General features: G+C 71.8%; 18 protein-coding genes. 9 read left to right on the top strand and 9 right to left on the bottom strand.

The genetic code is table 11. From position 1 onward, the window contains the following. Positions 1 to 88: 88 nt before the first annotated feature. The 5 genes from ACWIHT_RS27560 to rpe form a co-directional block, all read right to left on the bottom strand. Positions 89 to 700 (bottom strand): hypothetical protein, encoded by a 612-nt coding sequence (locus ACWIHT_RS27560; RefSeq protein ID WP_456170941.1) that lies wholly within the window; start codon positions 698 to 700, stop codon positions 89 to 91. Between the two features lie 35 nt (positions 701 to 735). After that, positions 736 to 1,053, bottom strand: coding sequence for a barstar family protein (locus tag ACWIHT_RS27555; protein ID WP_456170940.1), 318 nt, complete (start codon positions 1,051 to 1,053; stop codon positions 736 to 738). Further along, positions 1,050 to 1,415, bottom strand: a complete 366-nt coding sequence (locus ACWIHT_RS27550; protein ID WP_456170938.1) for a ribonuclease domain-containing protein — start codon at positions 1,413 to 1,415, stop codon at positions 1,050 to 1,052. Before ACWIHT_RS27550 ends, ACWIHT_RS27555 begins: the two co-directional genes overlap by 4 nt. 70 nt (positions 1,416 to 1,485) lie before the next feature. Further along, positions 1,486 to 2,532, bottom strand: coding sequence for a sugar-binding transcriptional regulator (locus ACWIHT_RS27545; protein WP_456170937.1), 1,047 nt, complete (start codon positions 2,530 to 2,532; stop codon positions 1,486 to 1,488). 78 nt (positions 2,533 to 2,610) lie between these two features. Further along, the gene (rpe, locus tag ACWIHT_RS27540) at positions 2,611 to 3,297 is read right to left on the bottom strand and encodes a ribulose-phosphate 3-epimerase (RefSeq protein WP_456170936.1); all 687 of its coding nucleotides are present in this window, start codon (positions 3,295 to 3,297) and stop codon (positions 2,611 to 2,613) included. Between the two features lie 157 nt (positions 3,298 to 3,454). Here rpe and ACWIHT_RS27535 point away from each other — a divergent pair, with 157 nt between their 5' ends. Further along, positions 3,455 to 4,621 (top strand): alpha-hydroxy-acid oxidizing protein, encoded by a 1,167-nt coding sequence (locus tag ACWIHT_RS27535; RefSeq protein ID WP_456170935.1) that lies wholly within the window; start codon positions 3,455 to 3,457, stop codon positions 4,619 to 4,621. 1,037 nt (positions 4,622 to 5,658) lie between these two features. Here ACWIHT_RS27535 and ACWIHT_RS27530 read toward each other — a convergent pair. Further along, positions 5,659 to 7,077: an RsmB/NOP family class I SAM-dependent RNA methyltransferase gene (locus tag ACWIHT_RS27530; RefSeq protein ID WP_456170934.1), complete on the bottom strand. Its 1,419-nt coding sequence runs from the start codon at positions 7,075 to 7,077 to the stop codon at positions 5,659 to 5,661. Positions 7,078 to 7,167: 90 nt separating this feature from the next. Further along, the gene (fmt, locus tag ACWIHT_RS27525; protein ID WP_456170933.1) at positions 7,168 to 8,103 is read right to left on the bottom strand and encodes a methionyl-tRNA formyltransferase; all 936 of its coding nucleotides are present in this window, start codon (positions 8,101 to 8,103) and stop codon (positions 7,168 to 7,170) included. Positions 8,104 to 8,381: 278 nt separating this feature from the next. On the opposite strand from fmt, the gene ACWIHT_RS27520 reads away from it, so the two are divergent. Continuing rightward, positions 8,382 to 8,933: a hypothetical protein gene (locus tag ACWIHT_RS27520; protein ID WP_262062312.1), complete on the top strand. Its 552-nt coding sequence runs from the start codon at positions 8,382 to 8,384 to the stop codon at positions 8,931 to 8,933. Between the two features lie 194 nt (positions 8,934 to 9,127). Here ACWIHT_RS27520 and ACWIHT_RS27515 read toward each other — a convergent pair whose 3' ends face one another. After that, positions 9,128 to 11,281, bottom strand: coding sequence for a primosomal protein N' (locus tag ACWIHT_RS27515; protein WP_456170932.1), 2,154 nt, complete (start codon positions 11,279 to 11,281; stop codon positions 9,128 to 9,130). Between the two features lie 49 nt (positions 11,282 to 11,330). Then, positions 11,331 to 11,843, bottom strand: a complete 513-nt coding sequence (locus tag ACWIHT_RS27510; RefSeq protein ID WP_456170931.1) for a TetR/AcrR family transcriptional regulator — start codon at positions 11,841 to 11,843, stop codon at positions 11,331 to 11,333. Between the two features lie 107 nt (positions 11,844 to 11,950). Between ACWIHT_RS27510 and ACWIHT_RS27505 the strand changes: the two genes are divergently transcribed. The 7 genes from ACWIHT_RS27505 (at position 11,951) to ACWIHT_RS27475 (ending at position 18,944) form a co-directional block, all read left to right on the top strand. Further along, a complete protein-coding gene (locus ACWIHT_RS27505; protein WP_456170929.1) occupies positions 11,951 to 12,865 on the top strand; it encodes an ABC transporter ATP-binding protein in 915 nt (304 codons plus the stop codon). Further along, entirely contained in the window at positions 12,855 to 13,607 is a 753-nt protein-coding gene (locus ACWIHT_RS27500; protein WP_456170927.1) for an ABC transporter permease, read from the top strand. Before ACWIHT_RS27505 ends, ACWIHT_RS27500 begins: the two co-directional genes overlap by 11 nt. Positions 13,608 to 13,807: 200 nt before the next feature. Further along, positions 13,808 to 15,097 carry a helix-turn-helix domain-containing protein gene (locus tag ACWIHT_RS27495; RefSeq protein ID WP_456170926.1) on the top strand — a complete coding sequence of 430 codons (1,290 nt, stop codon included), beginning with the start codon at positions 13,808 to 13,810 and terminating at the stop codon, positions 15,095 to 15,097. A gap of 13 nt (positions 15,098 to 15,110) precedes the next feature. Then, positions 15,111 to 15,692: a hypothetical protein gene (locus ACWIHT_RS27490; protein ID WP_456170925.1), complete on the top strand. Its 582-nt coding sequence runs from the start codon at positions 15,111 to 15,113 to the stop codon at positions 15,690 to 15,692. A gap of 8 nt (positions 15,693 to 15,700) precedes the next feature. After that, positions 15,701 to 15,859: a hypothetical protein gene (locus ACWIHT_RS27485; RefSeq protein ID WP_456170924.1), complete on the top strand. Its 159-nt coding sequence runs from the start codon at positions 15,701 to 15,703 to the stop codon at positions 15,857 to 15,859. Beyond that, complete coding sequence (locus ACWIHT_RS27480; RefSeq protein WP_456170923.1) at positions 15,856 to 17,808, top strand: ABC transporter substrate-binding protein; 1,953 nt, start codon at positions 15,856 to 15,858, stop codon at positions 17,806 to 17,808. Before ACWIHT_RS27485 ends, ACWIHT_RS27480 begins: the two co-directional genes overlap by 4 nt. Before the next feature lie 26 nt (positions 17,809 to 17,834). Then, the gene (locus tag ACWIHT_RS27475; protein WP_456170922.1) at positions 17,835 to 18,944 is read left to right on the top strand and encodes a hypothetical protein; all 1,110 of its coding nucleotides are present in this window, start codon (positions 17,835 to 17,837) and stop codon (positions 18,942 to 18,944) included. Positions 18,945 to 18,964: the final 20 nt, after the last annotated feature.

Genomic DNA, 18,964 nt, shown 5'->3' with positions numbered 1-18,964 from the left:
GCAATGCCATGCCTCGGATCATCGTCCAGGCAGGTCACGGGGGGCTCTGGAGAAACGTCCAAGTGGGCCCCGCCTGGACAAGGGGGGGTCAGTACAGGAACCGGTGCAGCGGGGCCGACTCGGTCAGCAGCATGGTGAGCCGGTGGGCGAGGCGCTGCCACGCCTCGTCCTGCCCGTAGCTGAGTCTCACGTCCTCGCCGTCGGCCGCCTCGATCGCCGCGAAGAGGGTGGCCGTGTCGGCGTCGGGCGTGAGGTCCACCAGGGACAGCACCCGCGCCAGCGCGCCGACCAGGCCGACGGCGGTCTTCTCGGGCGTCAGGACGGTGCCGCGGACCGCGGCCACGACGCCCGAGGGGTCGGGCAGGTCCGGCGGTGCCACCAGGAGCCCGGACAGCTCGCGCAGCAGTGCGTACAGCAAGTCCGTGTCGTCGGTGGGCAGTTCGACGATGCGCAGGCCCTCGTGCTCCCAACGGCCGTTCGGCGTCCGCACCTTGGGGCCCCGGGCCACCGCCGCGGCGAGTGTCTCCCGCACCCGCCGGAAGACCACGAGCCCGTCCGCGAAAAGCGCGTGCTCTCCGGCTCCCCGCGCGGACTCGGCCAGCGGCGTCAGCAGGTGTTCCTCGACCCGGTCGCACTGCGCGTCGAGATCCGGATCCACGACCACGAGACGCACCGACGTGCGCTGCTCCTGTTGCTCCATACCGACCACTCTGCCAGCCGCCTCGGACAATGGGCCTAACGGCCGCTGTCTCCCAGCGCGAGCACCACGGACAGGTTCGGCGTCCGGTCGACCGCGTCACCGAAGACGTCGACCGCCGTCTCCCACTCCTCCGGCCGCGCCTTCGCGTACGCCCGCCAGTTCCGTACGACGACCAACAGGCCCTGTTCCACGGCCCCTTCGGGCCACACGGTGTGGTCGCCGAGGCTGTCGGCGAGGGCGTCCCAGTTGCGGCCGAACCAGTCGGGGAGCGCGAGGGCGTGAGCGACACCGTCCATCAGGCCGGCCTTGCCCGTGACCTCTCGAAGGTCGAGCGTGACCGCGAGCTGCGTCATCTCAGTACCGTCCTGAACGACTTGTAGTGATCATCGGTGTAGTAGATCTCGCCGCCCTGCCCGGTGACAATGCGCCGGGCCCCGCGATCGCGCGAGCCCGGCGTCCGGACGGTGTACTCGTGGTAGTAGCCGCGCTTCCGCTCCGGCAGCAGCTTCTCGTAGTTCCCGAAGACGACCCCGTCCTTGGCGTACGGGAAGGGGCCGCCCCGGTCAATGAGGGTGATGGTCTGCCGTGCCTCGGCGGGGAGTTGGGACGCCTTGACGGTCCCCGTGCCCGCGCTCGTGCCCGTGGACGAACAGCCCACGGGCAGCAGCACGGCAAGACAGACAAGAAGCACTCGGGAGACGAACCGCAGCAGCATGCGCCCGATGCTGCCACGGTCGTCCCGGTGAGAGCCGCTGCCAGGGCCCGTCAGATCCCGTCAGATCCCGTCAGATCCCATCGGGGTCCGTCCGGGCGAGCGCCGACTTCGGCGTCGCCCCGGCCGTCATCAGATAGTCCGCGGCGGCCGTGTCCGTCACCAGGCTGGTGACCAGCCCGGAGCGCAGCACCGCGTCGATCGCCGCCGCCTTCCGCTGCCCGCCCGCGATCGCGACGACCTCGGGGATACGGCGCAACTGGTCCGCCTTGACGGTGATGCACCGCTCGCCCAGGTCCCGGCCGACCCGGCGGCCCTCGGCGTCGAAGAGGTGCGCGGACGTCTCGGCGGCGACACCGAGGGACGAGTAGTGCGCCCGCTCCTCGACGCTGAGCATGTCGTACACCGTCGAGATGCCCGGCTCCCAGGAACCGATGGAGACACAGGCGACGGTGACCTTGTCGAAGTACTCGAAGGCCCGCGCGATCCCCGTCTGGTGGCGCAGCGCCTCCGCGGTGGCCGCGTCCGGGAGCAGCATCGGCGCGTAGATGGGGTGGGCGTCGCCGCCCGACACCTGCGCGGCCCGCCGTACCGCCTCGACCGAACCGCGCTCGGCGGTCCCGGCGTCGTACACGCCCGTCAGCTGGACCACCGTGCAGGGCGGCAGCCGGTCGAGGGCGGCGGCCATGTGGATGGTGGACCGGCCCCAGGCGAGGCCGAGCACGTCTCCCTCGTTGACCAGCTCGCCGAGCAGGTCGGCCGCGACCTCCCCGAGGTTCTCGGGGTCGGGCGACTCGTCGCTGACCTCGGCCGGGGACTCGACCACGACGGCGTGCCTGAGGCCGTAGCGGGCGCGCAGCGCGTCCGAGCGCTCCGCGTCCAGTTCGGCCGGTACTCGGATCTCGATGCGTACGAGATCCCGTTCGAGAGCGGTCTCCAGGACCCGGGCCACCTTGAAGCGGCTGACGCCGAACTCCTCCGCGATCTGGATCTTGGACTTGCCCTCAAGGTAGAAGCGGCGGGCCATGGCCGCCGCCTGCACCAGCTCTGCGGGTCCCATCCGCATGGCTGACCGGCCCGCCGACATACCCGACACGGCGATCTCCTCACTGCTCTTCACACTCTCGGTTCGCCGTTCATCCTTGCAGATCCGGCGCACTTGATCAGCCTTGATGGCCGCCGTTCACATACCTGCCGCTCAGTGGTCGCACGCCCAGGATGCCTTGCTCACGACCCCTTCGGCCTGTGTGCGCAATGCACGTACCGCCGCCGCCGGGTCGGATGCCCCGTACACCGCCGAACCGGCGACGAACACATCGGCGCCGGCCTCCGCGCAGCGCTCGATCGTCGAGGCCGAAACTCCTCCGTCGACCTGCAACCACAGCTCCAGCCCGTGCTTCCTGATCAACTCACGGGTCCGGCGGATCTTCGGCAGCATGATGTCGAGGAACGACTGGCCACCGAAGCCCGGCTCCACGGTCATGATCAGCAGCATGTCCAGCTCGGGCAGCAGATCCTCGTACGGCTCGATGGGCGTCGCCGGCTTGAGCGCCATGGAGGCGCGGGCGCCCTTGGCCCGAATCTCACGCGCGAGCCGCACCGGGGCCGCGGCCGCCTCGACGTGGAAGGTGACGGAGGAGGCACCCGCCTCGACGTACTGGGGGGCCCAGCGATCGGCGTCCTCGATCATCAGATGGCAGTCCAGCGGGGTGTCCGTCGCCCGGGCCAGTGACTCTACGACCGGCACGCCGAGCGTGAGGTTCGGGACGAAGTGGTTGTCCATGACGTCGACGTGGAGCCAGTCGGCGCCCTCGACCGCCTTGGCCTCGTCGGCGAGGCGGGCGAAGTCGGCGGACAGGATGCTGGGGTTGATCTGCACGGCCATGCCCCAAGCCTGCCATGTCCCGCGGGGGTTAGCGGCATCGGTCGGTGGCGGAGGGGGTCGGGTGCGGGGTGGGCACGAGGCCGGGTGCGGGGTACGGGGCCGCCGCGCCCACTGCGAGAATCCCTCCCTGAGCGACGAGGGAGAAGAGGGAGATGGCATGGGACAGCCGTTCGGCTCCTATCAGAACGAGATCTACTTCAACGGGCTCGGCGGCATCGTGCCGTCCTACCCGATGGCTTTCGCGGAGTTGGAGGAGCGGGCGAGCGCGGCACTCCCGCCCTCCATCTGGTCCTACGTCGCGGGCGGCGCCGGCGACGAACGCACCCAGCGCGCCAACGTGACCGCCTTCGACCACTGGGGGCTGGTCCCCCGGATGTTCGTCGGCGCGGCCCAACGCGACCTGTCCGTCGACCTGTTCGGCCTGAAGCTGCCCTCCCCGGTCTTCATGGCGCCGGTCGGCGTCATCGGCCTCTGCGCGCAAGACGGGCACGGCGACCTGGCGACCGCCCGGGCCGCCGCCCGCACCGGCGTACCGATGGTCGCCTCCACGCTCACGGTCGACCCGCTGGAGGAGGTCGCGAGCGAGTTCGGGGAGACCCCGGGCTTCTTCCAGCTCTACACCCCCACGGACAGGGACCTAGCCGCGAGCCTCGTCCACCGCGCCGAACAGGCCGGCTACAAGGGCATCGTGGTCACCCTGGACACCTGGGTCACAGGCTGGCGCCCCCGCGACCTCTCGACCGCCAACTTCCCCCAACTACGCGGCCATTGCCTGGCCAACTACACGAGCGACCCGGTCTTCAGGTCCCGCCTGACCCGCACCCCGGAGGAGGACCCCCAGTCCGCGGTCCTCCTCTGGACCCAGCTCTTCGGCAACCCCCTCACCTGGGACGACCTCCCCTGGCTACGTTCCCTCACCACCCTCCCCCTGATCGTCAAGGGCATCTGCCACCCCGAGGACGTGCGCCGGGCCAAGGACGGGGGCGTGGACGCCGTCTACTGCTCCAACCACGGCGGCCGCCAGGCCAACGGCGGCCTCCCCGCCCTCGACGCCCTCCCGTCCGTGGTCGAAGCGGCGGACGGCCTCCCGGTCCTCTTCGACTCCGGCATCCGCAGCGGCGCCGACATCGTCAAGGCCATCGCCCTGGGCGCCACCGCCGTCGGCATCGGCCGCCCCTACGCCTACGGCCTCGCCCTGGGCGGCACGGACGGCATCGTCCACGTCCTCCGCTCACTCCTCGCGGAGACGGACCTGATCATGGCGGTCGACGGGTATCCAACACTGGCGGACCTCACACGGGAGGCGCTTCGGCACGTCGCCTGAGGCACGGCAGGCGTCAACTGGCGCTGAGGGTGGGCGCGTTCGGCGATCTACGGGGCAGCCGGTCGTGGCGACGACGGCGACCTGTGACCTGCGACCTGCGACCTGCGACCTGCGACCTGCGACCTGCGACCTGCGGGTCAACCGGCCTTGGCGACAACGGCAACCTGTGACCTGCGGGTCAGCCGGTCCTGGCGGTGACGAGATCCTGCGACCTGTGGGTCAACCGGCCCTGGCGACGACGGCAACCTGTGACCAGCGGGTCAACCGGCCCTGCGGACAAGCGTGTTCCGTCATCCGCGCGTAAGCCGGTTCCGCAGACAGGCCCGTCCTGTGACCGGAGCGTCAGCAAATGCTGCGGCTGAACGCGTCTGTGCTCCGCACGGCGAGCGGTCCTGCCGACGACGGCGACCTGCGGCCAGCCCGTCAGCCAGTCCTGGCGACGACGGCCTCCGATGACCAGCGGGTCAACCGGCCCTGCGGACAAGCGTGTTGCGTCATCCGCGCGTGAGCCGGCCCCGCAGACAGGCCCGCCCTGTGACCGGAGCGTCAGCCAACGCTGCGGCTGAACGCGTCTGCGCTCCGCGCGGCGAGCGGTCCTGGCGACGACGGCGACCTGCGGCCAGCCCGTCAGCCAGTCCTGCCGACGACGGCCTCCGATGACCCGCGCGTCAGCCAACCCTGCCAATGAGCGCGTTCCGTGATCCGCACCTGAGTCGGTCCCGCAGATAGGCCCGTCCTGTGACCGGAGCGTCAACCGAAGCGGCGGCTGAGGCGTCCGTCATACCCGCGGCAACCGGCCCTGCCGTGACGACCGCACTCCGTGACCCGCGTGTCAGCCAGTCCTGCCGATGATGGCGCCCTGTGACCCGCGCGTCCGCCGACCCTGCGGACGAGTGCCTTCCAAGATCCGCCCGTGAGCCCGGTCCCGCAGACAAACCCGCCCTGTGACCGGCGCGTCAGCCAACGCTGCGGCTGAACGCGTCTGCGCTCCGCGCGGCGAGCGGTCCTGCCGACGACGGCGTCCTGCGACGCGCCCGTCAGCCGGTCCTGCGGATCAGTGCCAGGTACATCGCGTCGGTCCCGTGCAGGTGCGGCCACAGCTGTACGTCGGGGCCGTCGCCGAGGGCTGGGACGCCCGGCAGGAGCGGGCGGGCGTCGATCAGTTCGGTGTGCGGGAACTGCTTGAGGAGGTCGTCGACGACGGCGCGGGTCTCCGCGAGGTGCGGTGAACAGGTCGCGTAGCCGACGACTCCGCCGACGCGCACGGATTCCAGCGCGGTGCGCAGCAGCCCGCGTTGCAGGGGCGCGAAGCCGTCGAGGTCCTCGGGGCGGCGACGCCAGCGCGCCTCGGGGCGGCGGCGCAGCGCGCCGAGGCCGGTGCACGGCACATCCATCAGGACGCGGTCGAAGCTGCCGAGCCGCCACGGCGGCCGAGTCCCGTCGGCGGTGATGACCTGGTAAGGCCCGGGGTTCCCGGCGAGCGCCTTCGCCACCAGGCCCGCGCGGTGCGGCTGCTTCTCGGAGGCGAGGAGCGTCGCACCGCGCTCGGCGGCGACGGCGGCGAGCAGCGCGGCCTTGCCGCCGGGCCCCGCACACCCGTCGAGCCAGAGCTTGTCCGGCCCGTCGAGCGGCGCGTTGGCGAGCGCGAGAGCGACCAGTTGGCTGCCCTCGTCCTGCACTCCCGCCCGGCCCTCCTTCACCGCCGTCACGGCTCCGGGTTCGCCGCCCTCGCTGAGCCGCACGGCATACGGCGACCAGCGTCCCGGCAGCGCGGCCTCCTCGTGCAGCAGCTCGTCGGTGGTGGACCGGCCGGGCCTGGCCACGAGGGTCACCTCGGGCCGTTCGTTGTCGGCCTCCAGCAGGTCCTCGATCCCGGCGCGCGGTCCGCCGAGCGAGTCCCACAGCGCGGAGACGACCCAGCGCGGGTGCGAGTGCACGATGGCGAGGTTGTCCTCGGGGTCGTCGTCGTAGGGCGGCGCGACCCGTTCGACCCAGGTGTCGAAGTCGTCCTGCGCGACCTTCCGCAGCACCGCGTTGACGAACTTGGCCCGTCCGTCGCCGAGGACGACCCGGGCGAGTTCGACGGACGCGGACACGGCGGCGTGGGTCGGGATCCGCGTCCCTAGCAGCTGGTGCACCCCGAGGCTCAGCACGTCCAGCACCGGCGGGTCGACCTCACGCAGCGGCCGGTCGACGCACGAGGCGATGATCGCGTCGTACGTCCCCTGCCGGCGCAGCGTCCCGTAGACCAGCTCGGTGGCGAGCGCCGCGTCCCGCGCGTCGAAGTCACCCTTCTCGCGCGCCTTGCGGAGCAGGGGCGGCAGCACGAGGTTGGCGTACGCGTCCCGCTCGTCGACGGCCCTCAGCGCCTCGAAGGCGAGGATACGGACGGGGTCCTTCTGCGGCCGGCGGTAGGGCTTGCCGGGCTTACGGGGTCGCGGGGACTGCTCACTCACGAAAAAGGTGCTCCGGATTTCTGGCCGAGATGTGCCTCCAGCCTACGTCGCACCCGCCCGACCGCGCGCGGGACGTCACGCCCGGCCAGTTCAGAGGGTCCCGACCGACTCCCCCGCCCCGATCCGCGCCCCGCGCGCCCAGTCCGCCGCCCGCATCGGCTTCTTGCCCTGCGCCTGCACCCACAGCAGCTCGACGGCGTACGACCCGGTACCCACGTACACGTTGTTCTTGCCGACCGACAGCTCACCGGGCGCGAGGTCGGTCCGCTCCGGCACGGGCACGGCCTGCACGATCTTGAGCCGCTCGCCCCGGAAGCCGGTCCAGGCGCCGGGCGCCGGGGTGCACCCGCGTACCACCCGGTCCACCCGCAGGCCGGGGGCCGCCCAGTCCACCTGGGCGTCCTCGACGTTGATCTTCGGAGCGAGGGTGATGCCGTCGCCCGGCTGCGGTACGGCCTTCAACGTCCCGTCCTCGATACCGTCCATGGTCGCCGCGAGCAGGCCCGAGCCCGCGAACGCGAGCCGGGTCAGCAGATCGCCGCTGGTGTCGGTGGGGCGGATCTCCTCGGTGACGGTGCCGTAGACGGGCCCGGAGTCGAGTCCTTCCTCGATCAGGAAGGTGGAGGCGCCGGTGATCTCGTCGCCGGACATGATGGAGTGCTGCACGGGGGCGGCGCCGCGCCAGGCGGGAAGCAGCGAGAAGTGCAGGTTGACCCAGCCGTGGGCGGGGATGTCGAGGGCGACCCGGGGCAGCAGGGCACCGTAGGCGACGACGGGACAGCAGTCGGGCGCGATCTCCCGCAGCCGCTCCAGGAACTCCGGGTCACGCGGCTTGACGGGCTTCAGCACCTCGATGCCCGCCTCCTCGGCCCGCTCGGCGACGGGGCTCGCCACCAGCCTGCGCCCACGCCCGGCCGGTGCGTCGGGCCGCGTGACGACGGCGGCCACCTCGTGCCGCCCGGAGGCGATCAGGGCGTCCAGTGCGGGAACGGCGACCTCGGGGGTACCGGCGAAGACGAGCTTCATGGGTGCGTTCGGGCCTCTCGGGCGGGAGTGGGCGGGCAGCGCACCAGTCTATGGCGCGCGGGCCCAGGGGCCCACGTCGGAGGACGCACGGAGGACGCACGGAGCACGCACCGGACGCCCGCAGCGCGCACCGGTCCACCGGGGGCGTACGCATATGCCCCTACGCCCCCGTTGCGTGACCAGCGGAGCGCACACGCGTTGGTCAAGAAAGAGTTGACCACTATGGGCCGCATTCACACGGCCCGATCCTTTTCAACGCCGGTTCGAGAGGCTTGTTCATGGCCGACCACGCAACCCACGACGCCCAGGCTCGGGCCAGCCTGCACTTGCTGGTGCGGGACATCGAGCGGGTCCGCCGGCAGGTGGACGCACTGCGCACGCTCACCGCCCAGCTGGGCAACGTCTACCGCCCGCGCCGCTCCGGCCCGTCCACGGGCTTCGTCGTCTACGGGCGCGCTCCCGCCCCGACGGTCCGTCTCGCGCAGGAGTTGCGGGACAGTGTCGAGACCCTGGTCACGGCCGCCGTGGACTTCGACCGCTCGCTCGGTTTCTCGTGGGACGCGGTGGGCTCGGCCCTCGGGGTCACCAAGCAGGCGGTACACCGCCGCTACGGCGCCCGCCGCGCCGCGACCCAGGCGGCGGCCGACGCCGAACGCACGACGGAGGCGGCGACCGCCCGCCCGGTCACCGTGAACACGGGCCTCCCCACAATGCCCGCCATGCCCACGGTCCCCGCGGCGCGCTCCATGCCTACCCAGCCGACGGCAGGCAGCCCCACCCTCCGCGACGAGGCCAGGCCCACAGCCTTCCCGGGCCCGCGCAACGGCTGACCCGCCGACCGAACCCTGCCTGCCTCCCGGACGATAACCGGGAGGCAGCTGCACGCCGGGCGCACGAACGGCTGGCCGCCGACGGCGAGAACCCCCGCAAGAAACCCGAGCCTCTCAACGGACCGTAAACGGGCGGTGCGTGGGTGGGAGAAGATCCGAGGCCGAAGGCCGAGGCCCGTCACCCGATCACCTGGTCACCCGATGTCCGGCGGATCCACCCGCACCCGGACCCGCACCACATCCCCCCCACCCCGAGCCATCCGAGCCGCCTGCGCCCCCTTCAACGCGGCCGCCAACGCCCCCCCACTCCCCGGCCGCACCCGAATCAACGCCCGCTCCCACCGCTCCCCCACCGGCGGCGCCCCCACCCGCCGAGGCCCTCCCGCCATCACGACCGGTACCGGCACCGGCCCCAACACCTCGGCATCCGGCGGCAGTTCAACAGCCGCGAGGAACTCCGCGACCGCGTCCCCCACCCCCGCCACCGCAGCCATCCGCGACACCGGCGGAAACCCCAACTCCGCCCGCTCGGCCAGCTCCCGCACCGCATGCCCCACGGGATCCCACCGCACCAGCGCCTGCACGGGCCGCAAGGTCGGCTCGGCCACGACAACCACCGTCCCCCCAGCCCCCTGCGGCCGTACCAGCGAACTCGCCGCGATCCACCGCCGCAACGCGTCCTCCCCCGCCCGCAGATCGGGCCGCCCGAGCATCGCCCACCCGTCCAGCAGCAGCGCGGCGGCATACCCGCCCTCCGCAACCGGCTCGGCCCCCGGTGTGCTGACGACCAGTGCGGGAGTCCCCGGCACCGTGTCGAGCACCTGCTCCCGCCCGGACGTCCGTACCGGCACCGCGGGAAACGCCCGCCCCAACTCCTCCGCGGTCCGCCGCGCCCCCACGACCTGGGCCCGCAACCGGAACCCCCCGCACTCGGGACAGTGCCAGGAGTTCTCCCCGACCCCGCACCACGCGCACCGCAGCACGCCCGCGTCCTGCCCCTCCAACGGCCCGGCGCAGTGCCGACATCGCGCGGCGGCCCGGCACTGCGCGCACGCCATCCGCGGCACATACCCCCGCCGTGGCACCTGCACCAGCACGGGCCCGTGCTTGAGCCCCTCCCGCACGGCCTGCCAGGCCAACGTCGGCAACCGGGCCGCCCGCGCGGCCTCGTCCCGCGCCAAGTCCCCGTCCCCCACGGTCCGTACGAGCGGAGCGGCCACCCGCACCTGGTCGCGCGAGGCGACCAACGGCCGTGCCCACCCGCTCTCCACCAGCTGCGCGGCCTCCACCGTGCAGCTCCAACTCCCCAGCAGGAACGCGCACTTGTCCAAGGCGGCCCGCAACAGCAACACCTCCCGCGCATGCGGCTGCGGCGCGTGCAGCTCGCTGTGGCTGTCGTCCCCGTCGTCCCAGATCACGACAAGCCCCAGGTCCTGAACCGGCGCGAACATCGCGGCCCGCGTCCCGACGACCGCCCGTACAGCCCCCCGCCGTACGGCCAGCCACTGCCGGTACCGCTTCTCCGGCCCGGCGTCCGCGGTGAGCAGCGCGTGCCGGCCCTCACCCAGCAGGGCCGTCAACGCGGCGTCGACCCGCCCGGCGGCCCGCCCGTCCGGTACGACGACGAGCGCCCCGCGCCCCGAGGCGAGCGTCGCGGCGACGGCCCGCGCGATCTCGTCGCTCCACTCGGGCCCCGGCAAGGCGTTCCACACAGCACGCGGCGCACCCCCCGAGGCCAGCGCCTCCAGGAACCCGGCCCCCCGCTCGTACCGCCCCCAGGACCCCACACCCGGAACCCCCGGCGGCGGCAACGGCGCGGGCGACGGCTTCTGCTCGGCCCGCGCGCTGCGCGGCGGCACGGCCAGCTGGAGCACATCGGCGAGGCTCCCCGCGTACCGGTCGGCGACGGCCCGCGCGAGCCCGAGCAGTTCCTCGCTCAGCACCGGCTCCGGCGACACGACCTGCGCCAGCGCGGCGAGCGGCCCGGAGTAGTCCGACTCGGCCAGCCGCTCGACGAGGAACCCGTCGATCAGCCCGCCGCCTTCACGCCGCCCGTCCCGCACCCGGTGCCGTCCGGCCCCGAACCGCACCCGCACCCGCACCCCGGGCTGTGCGTCGGCGTCGAGCTCGGCGGGCACGGCATAGTCGAAATACCGGTCGAGATGCAGCACTCCCTTGTCGACGAGCACCCGCGCGACGGGCAGCTCCCCGGCCAGCGCGGCCCCCCGCCACGTCCGCGGCTTCGCCTTGGGACCCTTCGCCTGCCGCACACTCTCCCGAATCAGCGCAAGCTGCTCGGGCGGCGCGCCCTCCGCCCCGCCGTCCCGTTCCCCGTCCGCGCTGCTCACGCCTGCATTCTTACCAAACGCGACTGACAACGGCCGCCGCCCGCCGCACTCACTTGACCTTCCCGGCCTCGGCGAGAACCTGAACGACGTGGTCCTCCGCGTAGGCCATGTCCTCGTCGGGATCGCCGTCCCGGAACCGTCCGCCCGCCTCCGAGGCGGCGAACCCGAGCATGAACGTCGACAGCAGCCGCTCGGCCCGCGGAATCCGCTCCTCCTGGAGACCGGCGGCGCGCAGGGCGCCGTAGACCGCGTTCCGAGGCCCGACGGCCTCCGGGGTGACGGCCGGCCGTTGGAAGAGCAGCAGGAACAGGTCGGGGTGGCGCCGGGCCGTGGCCCGCATGCTGCGGCCGAGCAGACTCAGCTGCTCGCGCCAGTCGAGTCCGGGACCGGGCACCTCGATCTCCAGCAGCAGTCGCTCCACCAGGCCGTCGAGGAGGCCCTGCTTGTCACCGACGTGCCGGTAGAGCGTCATCGGGTTCACGTCGAGTTCCTGCGCGACGGCCCGCATGGTGACGGCCGGCAGCCCCTTCCGGGTCGCCAACTCCCATGTCACGTCGAGCACTTGATCACGACTGATCCGCCGTGGCGTCACTTGACATCCTCCCTCGAAGCTACGTATACACAGTATACGTATACGTTGTATATATCGAGGGAATCGAGGGAGTGACCATGCTGACCGTCAGCGGCCTGCGCAAACGGTGGGGTCCCGTCCAGGCCCTGGACGGCTTCGACCTGCGGATCGAGCCCGGCGAGATCTGCGGCCTGATCGGCCACAACGGCGCGGGCAAGACGACCTTCGCCCGCGTCGTCGCCGGCCTGGAACGCCCCGACGCGGGCTCGGTCCTCGTAGCGGGCCTGGATACCGCCACAGCCCCACACTCCGCACGCACCCTGATCGGCCTGGCGCCCCAGGAGTTGGCCCTCTACCCCACCGCCACCCTGCGCCAGAACCTCCGCCTCTTCGGCGGCCTCGCCGGCCTGCGCCGCACCGAACTGCGCTCCGAACTGGCCGCCGTAGCAGAGGAGTTGGCCCTCACCGATGTACTCGACCGACCGATCGCCACGCTCTCCGGCGGCCAGCAGCGCCGCGCCCAGGCGGCCACGGTCCTGCTGCCCCGCCCCCGCGTGCTGCTGCTCGACGAACCCACCGTCGGCGCCGACCCCACCACCCGCGAAGCGCTGCTACGGCTCGTCAGGACCCGCGCCGACGAAGGCGCCGCCATCTGCTACACCACGCACTACCTACCGGAGTTGGAGCAGCTCGGCGCCACGCTCGCGGTCGCCGCATCCGGCCGGGTGATCGCCCGCGGCGACCGCGCCGACCTCCTGGACGGCCTGCCCGGCGAGGTGACGGTGACCTTCACCGGCCCCGTACCCGAACACCTCGCCCAGACCTCAACCACCCCCGGGGAACTGCGTTTCAGCACCACGGACCCGGCCCGTTCCCTGGCCCGCCTCCTCCGCGACCTGGGCCCCGACACCACCCGGGTCCGCTCGGCCGCGGTCCGCGAACCCTCCCTCGACGACCTCTACCGAAGCCTGGCCACCGACCGACTCCCCACGGAGACCCACGATGCGGCCTGAACCCGCCCCGACCACGGCCCGCCGCACGTGGGCCATGACCCGCCACACCCTCGTCCTGCTGATCCGGGACCCCGGAACCCCAGTCGCCTACACGGTCATGTCCCTGGTCCTCCTGAGCGTGCTCCACCCGGTCTACGACCGCCTCGCCACCTCCGCCGTACCGGGCATCGTCCAGGCCGCTCCCGGTATCGCGGTGATGTTCACACTGCTCGCCCTGGACGTGGCCGGCCAACTCCTGCTCTCCGAACGCACCTGGCACACCTGGGACCGCCTGCGCTCGGGCCCCGCGACCCCCACGACAATCCTGACCGGCAAGGCCCTGCCGCTGATGGCACTGTTCCTCTCCCAACAGGCCGCACTCTTCCTCTTCGCGACCGCGGTCTTCGGTTTCCCTCTGACCTCCGGCACCTGGCGCCTACCGCTCCTGGCCCTCCTCTGGGCGGCCTGCGTGACCGCCTGCGGCCTGGCGCTCGGCGTCCACGCCCGCAGCCAGGGCCAGTTGGCCGCCGCCTCCGACATCGGCGCCCTCACGATCACCTGCCTCAGCGGCTGCCTGGTCCCCCTCACCGTCCTCCCTCACTGGGTCTCCACGCTGGCCCCCGCGACCCCGGGCTACTGGGCCCTGCACGGCTTCCAGGCAGCGGTCACCGGAGACCCGCGGGCGTACGCGCACGCGGCGGCGGTGATCGCTGCGATCACGGCGGCGGCCCTTTTGGTGGCCGTCCGCGGGACCCGCCGCTGACTCTCCCGAACAGGGCCTGGTGTACGCCGACTTGCGACCGGACCTGGCCGAAACCCCTTACTCGACACAGCAGTTCACGTCGGCTTCGCTCCGAATGAGGAAACGGGAAACACTCGTTTCGCCTTGTTCGGCCCAGTCGGCTGCCACACGCTGAATCGCGGCGCTCACCGGCTGTCGGTCGGGGAGTGACGGAGGTCGACGTGTTGGATCAGTCGCGCGATTTCGGGCCGGAACTGCGCAGAAGGCGCCTCGCCGCCCGGCTCTCCCTGCACCAACTGGGACAGCGCGTGCACTACAGCAAGAGCCAACTGAGCAAGGTGGAACGGGGAATCAAGCGCCCGACACCCGAACTGGCGCGCCTGTGCGACACCGAGCTGCGGGCCGGCGGCGCACTCAGCCGGCTCGTGACAGTGCGGACCTCCGAACCGCCGCTGCACGCTCCCGGAAGCGACGACGAGGTATGGCTGATGCATCTGCGCAAGGACGGTTCGAGTTCCTTCCAACCCGTGACCCGCCGTGGGCTCATCAGCGGCGGCGCCGCCTCGGTGCTGACCCTGCACACGGGCGACCCGCGCCCGCTCCCCCTTGAGGGCGCCGAGACCTACGCGGACGCCTCACGCATGCTGTTCGACCAGTTCCGGCGGCTCGGTCAGACATCGGGCCCCGCGAGTGTGCTGCCGCCGCTCATCGCCCAGACCCACAGCCTGGAACAGCTCTCCAGGCACAGCGGCCCACGCGGGCGGCAGACCCTGCTGCTCCTCGCCTCCCGCTATGCCGAGTACGCGGGCTGGATGGCCCAGGAATGCGGCGACGACACGGCCGCGCTCTGGTGGACGGACCGCGCCGTACACCTGGCCGCGGCCGGTGCGGACCCCGGGCTGGCCACCTACTCGCAGGTCCGACGCTCGCTGATCAGCCTGTATCGCGGGGACATCGCCGACGCCGTCCAGCTGGCCACCCACGCCCTGGAGAGCGACGCACCCGCCCGCATCCGCGGCCTGGCCGCCCAGCACCTGGCCCAGGGCGCCGCCGCCGACGGCGACCACTACACCTGTATGCGCAGCCTCGACCGCGCCCGCCGACTCCTCGAACAGGACGCCGTCGACCCCGCCGAACCGGTCCTCGGTGCCTCCCACGTACCCGACGTGGTCTCGATGTTCACCGGCTGGTGCCTGTACGACCTGGGCCGCCCGAAGCAGGCGGCCGAGCTGCTGGACCAGGAGACCGCCCGCATCCCGGAGCAAGCCTTCCGGACCCGGGCCCGGTACGGCGTCCGGCGCGCACTGGCCCACGCGTCGGCGGGAGAGATCGACCACGCCTGCCGGATCACCGCCGACATCCTGCCGTCGGTGCGGCTCACCCACTCCGCGACGGTCTCCGCCGATTTGCGCCGCCTCGCCCACACGCTCGGCAGACACTCCCGCAACGCCTCCGTACGGGCCCTGATCCCGGACCTGTCCGGCACGCTCACCCGCTCAAGGACCTCCTAGAAGGGTTACGACCATGCACGAGATCTTCGTCAACTACCGCACCAAGGGCGGCAAGGAGGTCGCCTACTCGTGCGACCGAGTGCTGTCGGCAAGGTTCGGCCCCGACAGCGTGTTCCTCGCCCGGAAGTCGATCGAGCCCGGCGACAACACCGGCGCCCTCGTCCGGGGCGCCCGGCGCAGTCATGTACTGCTCGCCCTCGTCGACGAGGAGTGGCTCGACGCGCCCGACCGGGACAGGCCGGACAGGCGGGCGCTCGACAACCCCCAGGACTGGGTACGGCGTGAGATAGAGGAGGCGCTGCTCTCCGGGGTGCTGATCGTGCCGCTGTTCATCGGCCGCCGGGTGGAGCAGCTCGACCCCGGCGTCTGCCCAGGTCGATCGCGGAGATCGCGGAATGCCAGTACACGCGGGTGGAGCTGCACAGCCTGGATGCCGATCTCGCCCGGCTCGCTGACCGTCTCGTGCGCCTGGTGCCGGCCCTCGCCGCACTCGACCGCGGTGCGCGAGCAGATGAGTCCACAGCCGCCGAACCCGACTTCACGGTGCGCAACGACCACCAGAGCGGCGGAATCGGCCAGGTCAGCGGCACCGTAGGAACGTATGTGCACGACGCCCGCGGTCCGCTCCACACGGGCGACGGCGATCAGATCAACGGGACGCAGATCAACGGCGACGGCACGAACCACATCGCCGGCGACAACCACGGCGGGATACGTCAGGGATTCGGCACCCGGACACCCCGCGGGGGCGAGGACCGGTGACCGAGACCTTCGGTTCGTACGTACACGAAGCCCACGGATCGGTCCACAGCGGCGACGGACCTCAGTACAACTTCTACTACGCCGCCGAGGCCCGGCTGGGCGAGCAGGCGAGCAGGCGTCCGCGGACCGTAGCAAAGGAGGACCGCGACCAGCTCGCCGCACGGTTCGTGCCGCCGCGCGGTATGCGGCTCGCGCGCGACCGGCTGGCCGAGCGCAACACAGTGCTGATCGACGGGCTGCCGGGCAACGGTCGGCGTACCGCCGCGATCATGCTGCTGCACGAACTCTCCGACACCCGCGGCAGTCTGCACGAGTTGCCTGACACCTCCGACGACACTTCTGCCGACACGGCCGCGTCACCGCTCGACGTCCGGGACATCGGTACGGGCGACCGGCTGCTGCTGGATCTCTCGGAGACGGAGGAGGCCCGGTATCTCGCCATCCAGAACGCGCTCTCCGACTTCCGCGACAGCCTTGTCCGGCGCGGCGCCCATCTCGTCGTGGTGCTCCCCCACCACCTGGGCTACCTCCTCCAGGGCGAACTGAAGCGCCTGACCGTGGAGATCGGCCGCCCCTCGGCACAGCGCGTGCTCGTCCGGCATCTGCGGCACGAAGGCATCGAGCCGACGCAGTCCGAACTGGGCGGCAGTGATCTCCTGAACTATCTGACGCAGGCCCCGATGCGTGAAGTGGCCGGACTCGGGGACCGGATCCGGCGCTGCCGGGACGTATCGCCGGCCGACCGGGGATTCCCCCACTGGCTCGCCGAGTCGCTGGTCGGCCAGCAGGACCAGCGCTCCCGCGTGGCGGCGGATCTCTCGGCCCGGCCGGACGGGCGGCACAGGGCGCTGCTGCTGTCCCTTGCCCTGTTCCACGGGGCAGCTCCGGAGTCCGTGCTCCAAGGCGCGAACGCCTTGCTACGGGTGCTCAGTCATCCACCGGATCCCACCCCCCGGCTCGACCGGGCGGACCTGTACGCCGAACTCTCCGACATCGGCGCCGAGACACGCGCGGACGGCCAGGTGCGGTTCCGCATCGCGGGATACGACCGTGCGGTGCGGGACCACTTCTGGACCTTCCTGCCGGACATCCGCAGACAGCTGCGCGACTGGTTCGACATGTGCCTGACCGACCCCTCGCTCCTGCGGTACGGCCGCAAGGAGGCCGTAGCCAGGTTCGCCGTCCAGAGCCTGCGCACCTCGCGTCCCGAGGATCTGTCCTGGCTCGCGCATCGGTGGACGTCGGACAAGGCACCGGCGCGCCTCGGCCTCGACGCGGCCCAACTCCTGGCATGCGGTCTCGACGACGAGCGGTACGGCCGCTACTTCCGACAGCAGATCTACGACTGGAGCACGTCGACGGAGACAAGCTACGGGCTCAGGCGAGTGCTCGTCCCTGTGTGCTCCACGACCATGGCCCTCTCGCATCCCGACCAGGCCCTCGTCCGGCTGCACCATCTCGCGCGGCGCACGAACGGCGTCGTGGGCGTGGATGCCCGCCGTGCCCTGCTGGATCTGGCGCGGTCGGACCACCGCCTGTACCGGCGGATGCTGGACCGGCTCGGTGCCGGGATCGCCCAGGGCCAGTGGGTCGAGGACATCGCCCTCTTCCTCGAACTCGCCGACCCCGTGCGTCTCGTGGAGCGGCACAGTGTCCGTGAGTCACTGGTCACCTGCTGGAACGGCGTCCTGCGCCATCCCGTCGAGTCCTGGGCCGCGGCCCTGGCACGCTGGCTGACCGCGAGCGAGGACGCCCGCCGTCGCGAGCTCGTGCTCAGAGTGCTGGCCGCCGCCTGCGACACGGACGTCCGGATCTCCGGTCGCCTCTACAACGGTGCCCGGCAATGGCAGTACGCCGACCCCAGCGCGTCCCGTACCAAGACCGTCTCCCTCCTGCTGCGGAAGATCAACACCGTGCAGGGCATCGAGTCCTACCCACTCGCCGTCTGACCGCGAGCACCCATCGGGGGCCTTCCATGAGTTCCGGACACAAGGCGATGACGCTGTTCCTGACCGTCATCGTCGGCCTGCTCCTCGTCATCCTCGGACTGTGCGCCGACTGGCCGCGCTGGGCCTGGTTCGCGTCCGCCGCGCTGCTGGCGGTCATCGGCGTGGTGACGCACCGGCTCCTCGCGCCGAAGCCCGAGCCGTTCCCGCGTGAACTGCTTCCGGAACCGGATCTCCCGCTCCCGGAAACCCTGCGGCAGGAGCAGCGGGTGGCCCATGTGGCACTGCCCAGCTCGGTCACCGACTACGACTTCTCCTTCTCCGCGACCGTGCGCTGGCTGGTGCTGGACGCACCGCCGAACGCGCCCTACATCAACCCCGGGGGCCTGGCGATCGACGGCGTCCTCCAGCGCGCCCGCGCGGTGACGACCCAACATCCGCCCCACCGCAGCGCGTTCGCACAGCACCAGCTTGACGGCGTCCTGGCGACCATGCGCGTCGACTCCACCGGCCGGATCATGGCGATGGCCTTCGATGTCGCGCTCAGCCTTCCGGAGCACGACCGCGAGCGACTCGCCAAGCTCTCCGACGTACGCAAGGACGAGGACGTCTGGGAGCACGAACGGAACTACGAGCGCAGCAAGCGGGTCTATCTCGGCGAGGACGTGCTCAAGGACACCGGCAGCGCCGTGGTGTGGTGGCTTTCCCGCAACGAGAAGGAGGTGGAGGGCGCGGTGGACCGAATCGGTCTGCTCGCCCAGCTCTCCGCCGCGGCCAAGAACGAACCGGTCGCGCCGCCGTTCGAGCACTTGGTTTCCCCGCCGAGGACCGTCTTCGCGGACAGCCCACAGTCGCCCGACTGGCAGCAGCCCTACGGCATCGGAGACGCGACGGCGTCCGACAACGGCTCGGGCGACGGTCTCTCCGTCGACTCGCTACTGGAGTGGTTCGGCTTCTCCGCCGCCGATCCGGATGTCGACCTGTTCGCGGAACGCCTGATCCACCTCGCGTCGGTGCACGGCAAGACGGATGCCGTCGACGAGATCAGGCGTCGCTTCGGCCACGACCCGCGGGAGGACGGAGACGACGACGGAGTGGGCGACTCCACCCCGCCCCCGGGTGACGAACCCCCACACTGACGAAACGCCGAGGCCCGGCT

This window comes from Streptomyces sp. NPDC002276, from assembly GCF_053891435.1.
The sequence above is the reverse complement of the archived record's forward strand: the minus strand, read 5'-3'. Positions and strand labels throughout refer to the sequence as shown.

Bases quoted from the DNA above. Each gene is read 5' to 3' on its own strand.
- ACWIHT_RS27560 (WP_456170941.1), bottom strand. From the start codon at position 700: ATGGAGCAACAGGAGCAGCGCACGTCGGTGCGTCTCGTGGTCGTGGAT.
- ACWIHT_RS27555 (WP_456170940.1), bottom strand. From the start codon at position 1,053: ATGACGCAGCTCGCGGTCACGCTCGACCTTCGAGAGGTCACGGGCAAG.
- ACWIHT_RS27550 (WP_456170938.1), bottom strand. From the start codon at position 1,415: ATGCTGCTGCGGTTCGTCTCCCGAGTGCTTCTTGTCTGTCTTGCCGTG.
- rpe (WP_456170936.1), bottom strand. From the start codon at position 3,297: ATGGCCGTGCAGATCAACCCCAGCATCCTGTCCGCCGACTTCGCCCGC.
- ACWIHT_RS27535 (WP_456170935.1), top strand. From the start codon at position 3,455: ATGGGACAGCCGTTCGGCTCCTATCAGAACGAGATCTACTTCAACGGG.
- fmt (WP_456170933.1), bottom strand. From the start codon at position 8,103: ATGAAGCTCGTCTTCGCCGGTACCCCCGAGGTCGCCGTTCCCGCACTG.
- ACWIHT_RS27520 (WP_262062312.1), top strand. From the start codon at position 8,382: ATGGCCGACCACGCAACCCACGACGCCCAGGCTCGGGCCAGCCTGCAC.
- ACWIHT_RS27505 (WP_456170929.1), top strand. From the start codon at position 11,951: ATGCTGACCGTCAGCGGCCTGCGCAAACGGTGGGGTCCCGTCCAGGCC.
- ACWIHT_RS27500 (WP_456170927.1), top strand. From the start codon at position 12,855: ATGCGGCCTGAACCCGCCCCGACCACGGCCCGCCGCACGTGGGCCATG.
- ACWIHT_RS27490 (WP_456170925.1), top strand. From the start codon at position 15,111: ATGCACGAGATCTTCGTCAACTACCGCACCAAGGGCGGCAAGGAGGTC.
- ACWIHT_RS27475 (WP_456170922.1), top strand. From the start codon at position 17,835: ATGAGTTCCGGACACAAGGCGATGACGCTGTTCCTGACCGTCATCGTC.